This is a genomic window from Pseudoalteromonas sp. OOF1S-7 (assembly GCF_022347765.1).
Lineage (GTDB): Bacteria > Pseudomonadota > Gammaproteobacteria > Enterobacterales > Alteromonadaceae > Pseudoalteromonas.
Genome location: NZ_JAKRFZ010000018.1, coordinates 91,285 through 105,445, shown reverse-complemented (window position 1 = coordinate 105,445; position 14,161 = coordinate 91,285). Strand labels below are relative to the sequence as shown.

The 14,161-nt window shown below is 46.4% G+C and carries 8 protein-coding genes; 2 read left to right on the top strand and 6 right to left on the bottom strand.

Annotated elements, in window-relative coordinates; all coding sequences use genetic code 11:
• The first annotated feature begins 1,648 nt into the window (after window positions 1-1,648).
• Both MHN33_RS20190 and MHN33_RS20185 read left to right on the top strand, forming a co-directional pair.
• Window positions 1,649-2,008, top strand: a complete 360-nt coding sequence (locus tag MHN33_RS20190) for a hypothetical protein (protein WP_239400776.1) — start codon at window positions 1,649-1,651, stop codon at window positions 2,006-2,008.
• A gap of 22 nt (window positions 2,009-2,030) precedes the next feature.
• Window positions 2,031-2,405, top strand: a complete 375-nt coding sequence (locus MHN33_RS20185; RefSeq protein WP_239400774.1) for a hypothetical protein — start codon at window positions 2,031-2,033, stop codon at window positions 2,403-2,405.
• A 473-nt stretch (window positions 2,406-2,878) separates the two neighbouring features.
• Here MHN33_RS20185 and MHN33_RS20180 read toward each other — a convergent pair whose 3' ends face one another.
• The 6 genes from MHN33_RS20180 to MHN33_RS20155 all read right to left on the bottom strand — a co-directional run bounded on the left by MHN33_RS20180 (window position 2,879) and on the right by MHN33_RS20155 (window position 14,150).
• Window positions 2,879-6,040 carry a tetratricopeptide repeat protein gene (locus MHN33_RS20180; protein ID WP_239400772.1) on the bottom strand — a complete coding sequence of 1,054 codons (3,162 nt, stop codon included), beginning with the start codon at window positions 6,038-6,040 and terminating at the stop codon, window positions 2,879-2,881.
• Between the two features lie 565 nt (window positions 6,041-6,605).
• A complete protein-coding gene (locus tag MHN33_RS20175) occupies window positions 6,606-7,340 on the bottom strand; it encodes a zinc-dependent metalloprotease family protein (protein ID WP_239400770.1) in 735 nt (244 codons plus the stop codon).
• Window positions 7,341-7,351: 11 nt separating this feature from the next.
• Window positions 7,352-8,074, bottom strand: a complete 723-nt coding sequence (locus tag MHN33_RS20170; RefSeq protein WP_239400768.1) for a hypothetical protein — start codon at window positions 8,072-8,074, stop codon at window positions 7,352-7,354.
• Between the two features lie 752 nt (window positions 8,075-8,826).
• Window positions 8,827-11,355: a TonB-dependent receptor gene (locus tag MHN33_RS20165; protein ID WP_239400764.1), complete on the bottom strand. Its 2,529-nt coding sequence runs from the start codon at window positions 11,353-11,355 to the stop codon at window positions 8,827-8,829.
• A gap of 188 nt (window positions 11,356-11,543) precedes the next feature.
• Window positions 11,544-12,611 carry a hypothetical protein gene (locus MHN33_RS20160; RefSeq protein WP_239400762.1) on the bottom strand — a complete coding sequence of 356 codons (1,068 nt, stop codon included), beginning with the start codon at window positions 12,609-12,611 and terminating at the stop codon, window positions 11,544-11,546.
• A gap of 60 nt (window positions 12,612-12,671) precedes the next feature.
• Window positions 12,672-14,150 (bottom strand): internalin, encoded by a 1,479-nt coding sequence (locus MHN33_RS20155; RefSeq protein WP_239400760.1) that lies wholly within the window; start codon window positions 14,148-14,150, stop codon window positions 12,672-12,674.
• Window positions 14,151-14,161: the final 11 nt, after the last annotated feature.

Sequence of the window (14,161 nt, the reverse complement as noted above, 5' to 3'; positions counted from 1 at the left end):
ACGTTTTTAGCCAAGTCGATGGATAATGTGCTAACTTGATTCATGATGGATGCTCCTGTTAACTGTAAATATCACTCTCAGTTTGGCGCATTGACGCCGATTTAGGAGCGTCCATCTCAATCACCCAGCGTTACCAAAATACGAAGGGATTACTGTAGCACCCATATATTTCTCTTGGAAACTGTGGTGTTTTTATTCGGTTGGTTTTTTGACGAAGTAAATGGGGTCAAACAGATTAAGTAGTTCCTTGTGTGGTCATCATATTAAATTGAATTATAAATATCTGGGGGTTACTCAGATTACAGTTTTATAAGTGAGTAATAATGGAAATAATGCTCGTCGCTTCACTACTTCTGACATACAAAGTAACGGAAGTAGTATGTGTGCTAAAAAAGTTCACATCTCAGAAATCGTTTTTTGTTGGCAGTGCGCCACCTTTTTAGTGTTCAACTTAGTAAGCTATTTAGTGATTAGCAATCGAGAGTATGACGAACCTTACTTCGAAGTCAGTGTGTTTTTGATTTCTATTGCAAGCGCGGTCATGGTTGGCATCAAGTGTTATGTGGCTGCAAGTGAAAATGACGATTAAGGCCATAGTATTGAATTTTGGGAGGCACCCAGCATTATCCATCCTTTTATGGGTCCTTAGTGAATACGAGTGTTAAGTCGAACAAAGAAGTGAAAGGTTACAAGCAACTGACTTCACGTGTGAGGAATTTCTGCTCAAGCAGCAGCCTCTTGATATTTTGTGGTACTGTTAAACGCTGCCAGAGTGAGGCAGTCATCATTTGTACTTCAGATAATGGCTATGCTGTCCCAGCAAGCGCTCACAATTGGTTAGGTCGGGGCGCCGCTCTCTTTGCAGATGTGCACAGTATTGAGTCACAGCATGGTGGCTGCCGACAGCACCTTGGTAATAGATGCTTTGCCTAGATTGCAGCACCTTGCCAGATGGGAAAAATGGGTCTAATGATATGCATGAATAATGTTGTCCAGGCAGGGGGGAGTCACGCTGTAACGGTTTAGGCTACAAGCGGGTCAAAACAAAAGTTGCTCATTAAAAGCAAATCCCTAAAGCATAAACCAAACCATCCCTGCGGGTACGGTGTGCAGGTAGCAGCACAGTTCAACAAGCGATTATGCGTATTGCGAACTAAACACTTTAAGCCAAAATGAGCTTTTTGTGCGTATGGCTATCCCTGAGGGTGATTATGAACCACAGTGCCATTACAAAAAACACGGGGCTGAATCTGGTCAAGTCTTCGATACAGTGAGAAAATTTTAAAAATTAAAGTAAAGAACCGGTTTAGTAGCTTACACCTAAAAAAGTGTATCACAATGGACGCCTCACGCTTGACTGGCGCTCATTCTTCGCTAATTATAGCCAAGCTAATTATTTGTTTACTCAAAGATAAAATCTTCGATTGAGCAAATGTACATTGGCGGTGGTTACGACGCAGACAGCAAGCCTGACTTTCAAAACCAGCTCAAATACATAATCACTTATTGTAGAAATATTAAAACGTGGCTACATCCGTGGCCTACAACGCACCCAACAAGAATACCCGGTGAAGCTTCCGGCTGTCGGTTTTGGTGGTTAGTTCGCCAATCTGGCATCGTAATATATTGAAATTTTAGGAACCCGCAAATGAAGTACCTAGCTGTCCCCTTACTGCTAATAAGTCTAGGGGCACAGTCCCAAGAGAACGAAGCTGAAGTCTTAGATAAGTATGTCGAAGTACAACAGCATAGCTTCCTGGCTGCACATCTCGATGATAAGTGTAAGTTCTTAAGCTCCTCGGATCGTCTGCTGCTAGATCAGGCCATTAAAGCTTTGGGGGATGAGATTACGCTTCATCCACTTAATCAGGTTAAGTCGCTGGGCAACCCGTTTCTCTCTGCGACGATGAAAGATCGTGCCGAGTTATATAATTGCGACGAAGATGTCGAGAAATACGTTCAAAGTAAAATTGATGTCGCAAAAATCATTTTAAAACACTATCAATAACTGCAAGGAAAAAAGGTCCTTAATGAAAAAGTTACTATTGGCAGCTGCTGCCTTAACATCTGCTGCAAGTTTTGCAGGCTCTGCAGATATGGAGCAGGCTTTTTTTGATAAAATTGTGGAAATGCAACAACATAACCGTCTTAGTATCCATCTGGATGAAAAGTGTAAGTACTTAAAGCCAAATGTACGCAATGAACTAGAAGCGGCGTCTAAGAAAGTTGGACAACTCATCCTTGTACACCCAATGAACAATATGGGGAGTGGGGCCAACACATTTGTCGATGTTAAAATGCATGAGCGTTCTCAAGAAATACCGTGTAATAACAAAGCTAAAGCTCAGGTCGAAGATACTCTCAGGGTTGCACGACAGTTTATGGTCATTATGAATCAGTCTTAACTTGATACTGTCAGATCTGATTTTTAGGGTTGAATCTAATCTGACCGTGAGTAGGTACTTTGTGCCAGAAGCGGACCTAAAGGCGCAACTCGTTTCTGCCCCAAAACGTGTTTAGTCGAGCGTCGCAAATAAGCAAATAGAAGATCTTTGGTCTTTACATTGAGAAGTACTGCAATTGAACATTTACCATGATTCCATTGCTCAGCTTTTTGTAGTGTTGGCGACGGCAACCAAAGAGGGACTGTCGCTTGCCCCTCTTTGGACTATCCCAATGCCCTTAAAGTCATGCTTAATTTTCAAATAATCAATTGATGTGAACATAAACGGCGGGTTAGGCCATGCATGGATTAACCCGCCTTTCATTTCATCCATTGCTTATTTTCAGGCGTGATAAAAGGGGAAAAGGGTGTCGCCGTTAGTTTTTTTAATGCTACAAGTTGCAAGAGGCGACCCACTTTTCACTTTCAAGTAAACTATTCGTCGCAAACTTTAAGCGCTTGCTGATAAAGGACCCACTGCTGTTCAATGATTTCACGGAAGGCTTTGTCTTGTTCTATAGGATGGATATCGAAATCCTTAAGCGTGCCTTGGTACAATGTTTCACCTCCATTCACTTCTGCGCGTAAAGCCGTCGCAAACATCTGCTCGGCTCCTTCAAGTTGACCTAATAACGCTAAGGCGTATGCCTTGTTGCCAATACAGATACCAGAGGCGCGCTCGCGAGTCGCCAATTCAAATTTTTCTAAAGCTTGATTGAGGAGTATGTTGGCACCGTCAAACTCACTTTTCTGAATCAGTGGCTTACTCTGGCATAGCAAGGTAAACCCAGCTTGATTAAGAGCCATCGCAACCTGCTCTCGCAAAGCCGGCGTTTGGTCGTCACCAACGTAAGCGATTAAGTCATTGTAGGTTTGGATGGCTTGCTCAGACTGATTGAGCTGGCCTTGGGCTAGGCCTTTGTAGAGCATGGCCTTAACAACCGGCTCTTGCAAAGCCGGCGTTTGGTCGTCACCAACGTAAGCGATTAAGTCATTGTAGGTTTGGATGGCTTGCTCAGACTGACTGAGCTGGTCTTGCGTAACACCTTTGTTGAGTATGGCCACCGCAACCTGCTCTCGCAAAGCCGGCGTGTGGTCGTCACCAACGTAAGCGATTAAGTCATTGTAGGTTTGGGTGGCTTGATCGGACTGATTGAGCTGGCTTTGGGCTAGGCCTTTGTTGACCATAGCCATCGCAACCAGCTCTCGCAAAGCCGGCGTGTGGTCGTCACCAACGTAAGCGATTAAGTCATTGTAGGTTTGGATGGCTTGCTCGGACTGATTGAGCTGGCCTTGGGCTAGGCCTTTGTTGACCATAGCCATCGCAACCTGCTCTCGCAAAGCCCGCGTTTGGTCGTCACCAACGTAAGCGATTAAGTCATTGTAGGTTTGGATGGCTTGCTCAGACTGATTGAGCTGGCCTTGCGTAACACCTTTGTTGAGCATAGCCATCGCAACCTGCTCTCGCAAAGCCGGCGTGTGGTCGTCACCAACGTAAGCGATTAAGTCATTGTAGGTTTGGATGGCTTGCTCAGACTGATTGAGCTGGTTTCGCCTAACGCCTTTGTTGAGCATAGCCATCGCAACCTGCTCTCGCAAAGCCGGCGTGTGGTCGTCACCAACGTAAGCGATCAAGTCATTGTAGGTTTGGATGGCTTGCTCGGACTGATTGAGCTGTTCTTGCGCAACACCTTTGTTGCGTATGGCCTTCACAACCTGCTCTTGCAAAGCCGGCGTTTGGTCATCACCAACGTAAGCGATTAAGTCATTGTTGGTTTGGATGGCTTGCTCAGTCTGATTTAGTCGGCTTTGCGTAACACCTTTGTTGAGTATGGCCTTCACAACCTGCTCTTGCAAAGCCAGCGTTTGGTCGTCACCAACGTAAGCGATCAAGTCATTGTAGGTTTGGATTTCTTGCTCAGACTGATTAAGCTGGCCTTGCGTAACACCTTTGTTGAGTATGGCCACCGCAACCTGCTCTCGCAAAGCCGGCGTGTGGTCGTCACCAACGTAAGCGATCAAGTCATTGTAGGTTTGGATGGCTTGCTCGGACTGATTGAGCTGGCCTTGCCTAACGCCTTTGTAGAGCATGGCCTTCACAACCGGCTCTTGCAAAGCCGGCGTTTGGTCGTCACCAACGTAAGCGATTAAGTCATTGTAGGTTTGGATGGCTTGCTCAGACTGATTGAGCTGGCCTTGGGCTAGGCCTTTGTTGAGCATGGCCTTCACAACCTGCTCTTGCAAAGCCGGCGTGTGGTCGTCACCAACGTAAGCGATTAAGTCATTGTAGGTTTGAATGGCTTGCTCAGACTGATTGAGCAGGCCTTGCGTAACACCTTTGTTGAGCATAGCATCCACAACCTGCTCTTGCAAAGCCGGCGTTTGGTCGTCTCCAACGTAAGCGATCAAGTCATTGTAGGTTTGGATTTCTTGCTCAGACTGATTGAGCTGGCTTTGGGCTAGGCCTTTGTTGAGCATGGCCTTCACAACCGGCTCTTGCAATGCCGGCGTTTGGTCGCCACCAACGTAAGCGATTAAGTCATTGTTGGTTTGGATAGCTTGCTCAGACTGATTGAGCTGGTCTTGCCTAACGCCTTTGTTGACCATAGCCATCGCAACCAGCTCTCGCAAAGCCGGCGTTTGGTCGTCACCAACGTAAGCGATTAAGTCATTGTAGGTTTGGATGGCTTGCTCGGACTGATTGAGCTGGCCTTGCGTAACACCTTTGTTGAGCATGGCCTTCACAACCTGCTCTTGCAAAGCCGGCGTTTGGTCGTCACCAACGTAAGTGATCAAGTCATTGTAGGTTTGGATTTCTTGCTCAGACTGATTTAGCTGGCCTTGGGCTAGTCCTTTAGCAAATAACGCTCTGCAGGCGAAATCTTTCAAGCTTGGATCAGTATTAGATCCGATATAACCCAATACCTTTTCAAAAGCTAAAAGTGCAGATCCGTAGTTTTTGTCATTAAAGTCTTCTCGTGCTTTATCAAAAATAGTTTGCACATGAATAAGCTTTCCTTGGATTTCTTGTTGCCCGTGGAGCTCGTCAAACTTAGTCGAATGCTTTTTTAGCTCGTCTTTGAAATTTTGTTCTTGTGCTTCAAGAAGACTCCGACTTTCTGTTTTGATGTAGTTCTGCGCTTCTTTTTGTGCTTCTGCAACCGCACGATTTTTAGCCGTAAAACCTAAAAAGATAGCAGCAACTGTAATGATAGCGCCAAAAACAGTCAGGATGAGACCCCATATATTGGTATTCCAACTAACGTCGCCAATCCTACGGTCATAAGATGCCAGTTCTTTAGCTTGGCTTTCAGTCTGTGCGGTTAGCTTTTCTTTTACTTCAACAAGCTGAACTTGCAGCCTATTTAGCTCTGCCTCGACACTTTTTAAATCGCTCCTGCTTACATTCTGTAACTGTAATGTCGCTTCAAGTTCTGCGCTCTTCGCTTGCAGCTCGATAAGCTGACCAATCAGCCAAGTTTGATCTACTACTGTTTGAGATTTTACAGCGGCTTGATTAGCTGCATCAGAAGCAAAACATGTTGAGGGGCTGAGCAATCCGATAGAGAACGTCAAAAATAAAATTAGATAGCGCAAAACGAGCATCCTTGTCCGACTATTGATACATTGAAAAAGCGTTAAACGCGCAAAATACGCTGACCCAGTATGTAGTAGTTAAGTTTCTTTAAGTCATTGAATTGTATAATTGATGTATTCACTAAAACAAGCAGTTTTTAGTCTCTAAAAAACCAATAGGTAATCATGGGGTCACACATTAACGCGGTAAGTTGGGCTTTCTTATCATTATTGTCGGGAGGTGTGTTTTCGCTACTTCCCCGACCAACGTAGTTTAAGAAAATAGCATTAAAGATCCGCTTCTGGCACTGAGCCGTCCTTTCGACTCTAGCTCATTTCTGTCCAGAAATGAGCCGAACGATCATCCGACTTTCGCTCGGAGCGGTTTGTCAGATGAAATCCAACTCTATTCATCGAAACTGTAAGCTCAGATTTGAGTTAGTACATATTACAAACTTTCCCACTCCCAGTATTCTACTGTGCATGTGCCACACTCTTAGCCCCAATGCTTCGCTTTACCGGGCTAAACAAAAAGAGCGCTCGTTGAGCGCTCTTTTTTATAACTAACAATAGCCTAGGCTATTTTCTATTTCATATTAGCAATGTCGTCTTTGGTTGCATTCACTGTTTTCCAGGCGTATGACTCGCCTTCAACACCGAAAGGATAGCCGTTTGCTGTCCAGTTTGGGTTTGAGAAGTAGTCATATTGTGTTGCGCTACCAAAGACATGCGGATAGGCCATGATACTGGTAAATACATTATAGACACCATGTCCCATACCATCTGTGTATACGCCGCCAGAGGTGTCTCCTTGTCTGCGCGCGTGTGTCAAGCCCTGGTTGTGGCCTAGCTCATGTACAAAGGTGGTTGCGCCGCAATCTACCGCGGTAATAGAGTACATTTTGTCGACCTGAGACGGATACAGATTACCGTTGCTGCCCTGGCCAACCCAGGCAATACCACAGCTGATCAGGTTACTGCCCGTTGCTGAGCCAACACCCAGTAATGCCACCATGTCGGCACTATTTGCATCACGATATTGCGCGATGGATGTGCTGTTTGTCAGCGCGTTTAACCAGTCTTCATCAGCGGTTACCTGTGCACTACCAATAGAATCTGAAGCGACCAGGTTAAGCTTCAAATTTATGTTATTGTTGCTATAAACCTGATTAGAAAACGAGATCAGCTGATTGATCTTTGTCTGGATATTGGATGTTTTAGCTGCTGCTTCATCACTGTACAAAATGGCAATATCGATGGTGTTTGCCTGAGCTAATCCAGAGGCTAAGGTGAGCGCCGTCGCTAAAATTGCTTTTTTCATATTGATTTTCCTTACTTCTTACTTGTTGTTTGAGTGTTTATGGGCGGGGAAAAGAGATCTTTTGCCCCTTCTGCAGGTGCACGCGCCTGAGGCGTGTGTTCTACATGATTCTTATAAAGGTCGCGTTTGGCGGCAATCCAGCCATGCTTGCCATGGGATTCAAATACGTAATTGCCGGAAGGGACTGTGAATTGCCCGTAAATAGCATCACTGCCCACTGTCATCACTGAATTATGAAAGCGGTTATTTGAGCCGGTGACCGTTGCAAAAACGCTTTTGTCGCCATTTGGAAAGACATCCACCTGAGTCACTTCTGCGCGGTGCATTTCGGTGGTCTGAGGGATAGTCAGGTCAAAGGTATCGCCCACTTCCAGTTGCTGCATGGCTGCAAGGTTAAACTCTACATAGGCCTCTTCACTAATATCTTTTGCCAGTACACCGGCGTTAATCAGCACGTCTTTGGCGTCATCAGAAAGAGATGCAATTTCCCCAATATCGAGTGGGAAGCGCTCAATGTCACGCGCGACGTCTTTTGTTGTGACTGGTGCAACTTCAATTTTTTGCTTGGACGAACTTTGTTCAATTAAGATTTCTACATTATTAACGTGCTTATTAACGTTTGGTGTGCTTTTTAGTACAGGCTCAGCGGGTGAAATTTCCGTGTTTGGTTTATTAAAAAACCAATAAGATATCAATATGCCTAGTAAAATCAGTGAAAATGTCAGTTTCTTCATTTTTTATTTTTCTATGAAACAAGGGAGGGTGAATATAATTAAAGTTAACAAATGTGTCAATTAGGTTGCAAAGTCATTTTTGGTTGTGGTTTTGTTACATTATAACCAATGGTGGTTGCTAATAATGAATAAGTATTAGTCATAAAGTCTGTATGAAAAGTGGGGGTTTTAGCACAGAGGCTGGCAATAAAAACGCTTTGATGACATTAAGAAAAAAATTCGTATCTTTATGTTTTTATTGCTTTTTATTTTCTTTGGGTACAGCTGTAAGGCGCAACAGGTATAATCTGCACTGAGTTTTTTATCTGTTTTTAACGATCTGCGGTTAAGCGTTGTTGATAGGGGAAAAGAAATTTACTCTCTTGTGAGATATTAATGAGGCTATATAAATAAACTCACAGGAATATATTATTCATTTTTATTATATCGATATACACTGAATGATGGCAAGCAGGTTAAGTTTGTCGCTTTTTATAATGTTGAGGCAGACAGAGAAAGTGTGGACCAGGCATTGTAAACTATACGCGGACCTTAATTTACAAGCGTTGAGATAGGAGTGAGTTTGCTGGTGATACGTGATTAAGCCGAACAGTCTGCCCCAACACTGATAGATGATATTTTCATCTGAGTGGCTGTAAATCGGACGGATAGAACGTTATTTGCTCAGTTAGCTTGAGCTATCTCCCGACAGAGGCGACTGGTGTATCAGCACTTAAAATACAGGGGGTGATTCACATCACCCCCTGTAATGGTTAAAAGCTAAAGCTCACTTTTGCGTAATACGTCATACCATCAAAGCCATAAGGCAACGCGCGTAATGGGTAGCGCATGGCACCATTGGTAATGAAATTCAGTACCTCATCATCGCCCAGTTCATCCGGCGTTTCATCGAACAGGTTATCAATACCGGCAGACAGGTTAATGTTGTCGGTCAGCTGATAACCCATGTTGACGTCAACCAGGACTGCAGACTCCACCACACTGGTTTGTTGCCAGCTGTTGGTGGGAGACAGGAAGTCCGGCAGTTCTATGTGCCCACCGGCAAAGTAGCTGACCTCAGTTTTACCGAAGTAGTTAAAGCGTAACAGGGCGTTCCAGTCGTCTTGCTGATAATCGAAGGTCAGTGTTGCCCGCTCCCTTGGTTGACCATGGGTCAGGAATGAACGTCTTTGCTGATCCAAAACGATGTTTTCAGGGATCCCATCGGGCGCGTTAACTTCATCGATTTCTGTTTTATTCTTATTGGCGGCAAAAGTAATGTCCAGCTCACCACTGGCAACGGCCGTGGAGTAAGAAGCGATAAAATCAACCCCTCGGGTCGTTGAGTCCAGCGAGTTAGAGAAGAAGTTACCCTGCACTGCGCCTGTGGTTGTTAAAGCGGTGTTGGCGGCCGGAAAAGCGTCCAGTTCATCACTGTTGACTGCAATAAAGCTGCCCAGGTTGATCCGGTCGTAAATCTTGATCTGATAGAAATCTAATGTGACAGAGAGATCACTGCTGACATCCCAGGCCAGGCCCAGGTTGTAGTTATCAGAGGACTCCAGCTTCAGGCCATCTACACCCAGTGCTGCGGGAAATGGTGAGCCGGCGGTTGCGGTATAGGAGGTAGCCAGCGAGCCATCTCCACCCAGTGTCGTAGTAAAGGCAGTGTAACCGGATTGCTGTAATGACGGTGCTCTGAAGCCGGTTGAAGCAGCAGCACGTAGCGCAAGATCTTCAGTCAGTTCATAGCGGGTTGCCAGTTTCCAGATAGTGTCATCGTTTGAATCCGACACATCTTCATAGCGCAGCGCAGCACTTATCAACCAGTCTTCATTGAGCAGGGTTTCTGCTTCAATGTAAACGGCATGACTGGAGCGCTCGGCTTTATTGGCTGCATCTGGTCTGAGTCCCTGGTACGCCTGAAAACCGCAATCGGCAAACACTTCGGCATCAATCACAGACGGGAAAGAACTATCAGAGTTAGATAAACCACATGCATAAGACGCCACTTCCCCCGGGACTATCTGATAATTTTCCTTGCGGTATTCTGCTCCCACAGACAGATAAACTGGCTCGCCACCGTCTATGTCAATAATACCGCTGATATCCAGGTTGGTCGTCCACTGATCGAACCTGAACCCCCCTGAGTAGCCACCCCTGGGTCCGGCATTGCTGGCAATGTCCTGGGCCGATGCGTTGGGGTTATTCGCCAGGTATTCAGCGGCATAAGAGGCATTAATGGTATTGGATGACGAATAGTCGTACTGGTTTTCGCCGTACACACTGGATACATCGAACGCCCAGTCGGGGTTGATATCGCCTTTGAGGCCGATTGCAAACGACACATCTTCCGCTTCGTTATCTATTCTGGGCAGGAAACCATCCGGGTAAATCTGGGGGATGTTTCGCTCCGCACGGTTAAAGTCGCGATAAAAGCCATTTCCCAGGGCTGTCCGATTTGAGAAACCTGCGAAGGAATAGAGCTCTTTATCACCGACCGGAAGCGCGGCGTTATAAAACACCGACATAAATTCGCTCTCTGAATTACCCTGACGCCAGCGCACCTCATCAGACAAGCTACCCGGGGCTATAGTAGAGGAGCCACCGGTATCTCGTTCGGCCCGGTTAGTGCCATCTGCATCGCGATATTCCACAGAGACATTAATAAAGCCGCCCTGGCTACCCAGCTCAAAACCACGGTTCAGGCCCAGAGAATACGTATCCCCATCGCCTTCACCGGTTGAACCGGCCTGAACAAAGCCGGTAGTGACTCCGGTGCTGTCGTTCAGGGAGAGGTTGATCACCCCGGCAATCGCATCAGAGCCATACCGCGCTGCAGCACCGTCTCTGAGGATCTCGACATTTTTTAAGGCCATCATAGGAATGGAGTTCATATCTGTGCCGGCAGAGCCTGCACCCACCGTGCCTGACAGGCCAAAAATGGCCTGAGTATGGCGCCGTTTACCGTTGATCAGCACCAGTGTTTGATCCGGTTGCAGCCCCCGCAATGTTGCCGGGCGGAACAGATCCGAGCCATCCGAAACTTGAGTTCGGCTGAAGTTAAACGAGGGAGCGATGGATTGCAGACTCTGACCTAATTCGGTAAAGCCGCCTTTGTTGAGCTGATTGGTATCCAGGATATCTATCGGAGAGGTGGATTCGGTGGCTGTCCGGTTGGATACCTTGGACCCCAGTACCGAAATAGTCTCAATGTTTTGTTCACTGGATTGTTCGGCCATCGCGGCGGAGCACGCAAAGAGTGCCAGTGCAACTGGCGAAAGTTTAATAGTCGTTGTCATCACTTCTACTACTCTGTTGATGTTATGTAATTATTCTGTGTTTATTGAGCAGACGTTGACATAAATCAATTTTGAGTGCAATCGGATTGGACCAAAGTAGAATATGAATTTTATTCAATTGAGGGTGGAAAACTCACCGAAATGGCTTGAAAAATCCAACCATTTCAGTGAGGAAAATACATGCTTGTTCAGGGCCCACACTGACTTAACCAGGGGGACGCCAGACAGGTTTGGCGTAGCACTTCGGCATCGCTGAGGGCTATCAGGGCCGCTTCATATTGGGCTTCCAGTGACGGTTTCTCCGCTTCACTGGCAACGGCCAGAAATGCCTTGGTACGCTCTAAGTGTCTGACTGCTTCACCATACTGATGCTCAGCCCAGCGCCAGGTTGGTTCATACAAGGGGTTGCTCATGACTGACTGCCAGTCGGCTGCACCATAGTGGCCGGAGTCCTGGTAGCTTTTCACTACAAAACTACGGGGGACTTTGTCTAAGTCCGCCAAATCCAGCATCAGGCCATCCGGGTCAAAGCTGTAAGCCACCAGATTTTCCAGGGTCTGCAGGCAGGGGGTAATGTTGCCACCCCGGCAATAGGTAGGCTGCTCGTTCAGTTGCTGTTGTAGCTTTGCTGGCAAAGGCCCGTTGGAATTGACATCGACGCTGAATACTGCGTTTTCGGCATACTTTTCGATTTCTTTGACTTTGGTGATGGTCTTTTTGAAAAACAACAAACGTATTTTAATTTTAATCACAAACCGTTTGTAATCTTCCTCGGTTTTAAAGTGCAGCCGGGTGTTAACGAACAGATCGCGCCCGTAGTTGACCTGATAGACAAAGTGGCTGCCACAGTCTTTAAGATCCACGCCTGGTTTTAGCTGGCGATCTTCCAGCGTGCTATGGCCTTCTTCAAACTTGAGGTGTAATTGTGACGTTAAGGTACGTTGATCGGTGGCATTGCGGTGCGTCATCGAGGTTGAAACACTGCCTGCAATAATAAACAGGTTAACGCCACCATGGACCTCACCAAACGTACGGCGTTTAATGAGGGTTTCGTCGACGCGCTGGAAGTAATCCAGGCTACCACTGAACTCAGAATGTTGCATTGGTGTACCCTGCAAACAGGCTGTGCTCAGTTGATGCATGGCTGGGTCAAATGCCCGGCCAAGATCGTTGGGTCCGACTTGTTCACTGTAGTAAATCTGACTATGCGCTGCGAACGAGCAGCCAAGGGCCAGTATCGATAAAAAGCTTTTCATATCCGCTCCCTGAATAGAAATCGCAATGTGCCTGTGCACATTGCGATTAAGTATGGCAGGTTATTGCGCAAATGCCGTACCATAGGTGGTCAGCGCACCTTCACATAAACGCCAGTTCAGGATCCCGCGGGCCGGTGCTGTGACGTCGATAAAAGTTGGAGCCCAGCGCATGTTTCTGAAGCGGGCACTTTGCTCCTCAGTGACGATACCAGCACGTACGGCCTCTTGCCTTGCCAGTTCACACTGTTTCCAGTCCTGCTGATCGTTGCTTGGCAGTTGCAAATCAGTCACATTGTAGGTGGCCGGGCAGTTTTTACCGCGCTGCACACAGGCACTCTTCATTTCCTGCACTTTGTTTTCACACGCGTAACCAAAGGGGTTATCACGACAAAACTGTGCGGCATTGAAAAAGAACCAGGCATTGTCATAGGCCAGATCTTTAATCTGTTCTACGGCCAGACGTTGTGACGCGGGTAAATAGGCATAGTAGCTATTGAGCAATTTATCAGCACGTTGCTCATCCAAAATCGCCTGCTTGAAGTCATCCTCAAGTTCACTGATCAGCCACTTAGTTGCGTTTCTGACTACCTGATACTCAGGTACCAACGCGCGTAATGCCAGTGAAGCGTTCTCATAACGGGTGGTGTAGTAACGCACTACGTTATAGTCACTCAATGAGTTGAGCTGAGAGTTGAACCCAGACTTAGCATACTTCACGGCTTCATAGAACATGTCAAAGCATGGCTCTGGGTTGTCCAGTGAACACGTGATGATGTTGTTTGGAATGATGGTCAACAGCTGCTTTGGATCGCCCCCTTGCTGGATTGCGCGTACCGTGATCTTCACCGAAGATTTGGTTTCATCCTTGAGGTATCTGAGCTGACCGCCTACGTTGAATACACCACCGTATAAATCGACATCCAGATAACCGCCGATGTCTGATTTGTCTTGGTTGCTTCCGTAATCGATCTTAAGGTTGACCAGTACATTTGCGCCGTATTCAATGCCGGTCACAAACTCATCGCCAACCAGAGTTTGCAGCTTGGTCTGATGGTTGCTGGCGACATCACTGCCCACTTGTGACAGGGTATAGCCCAGGTTTTGATCTTGGGGTAAGAACAGGCGCTTTTTCGGCGTACTTGAAGCGCTAAAAGTGTATGAGCTAGAGTAAGTGCTTGAGGCCATTTCTTTGGCCAAAGAGGCTCCAGCGGACACCCTTACAACCGGGAAGTTGACGTCGACATCCACACTACCATTTAAGGTATTGAGCATGTCGTCATAGCTCATATCAATGCCGGTTTTAAACTTGAGTTCGGTATTACCGAAGGTCTCATCAATCACACCCGCAACAGGCTGCACATTGAGAAAGCGTTTCTTTTGGCTGTCATACGCTGTACCCATGGCAACATGATCATTGATCAAACCGGAGATCACGGAACCAGACAAGTTGGCGCTTGAAATGTTCGCCTCTTTTTCTTGCGCAGCAAGGCTTTGTCCTGTCATTGCCAGTGCAAAAACAGATAAATAAATAGGTTTCATATCATCTTTCC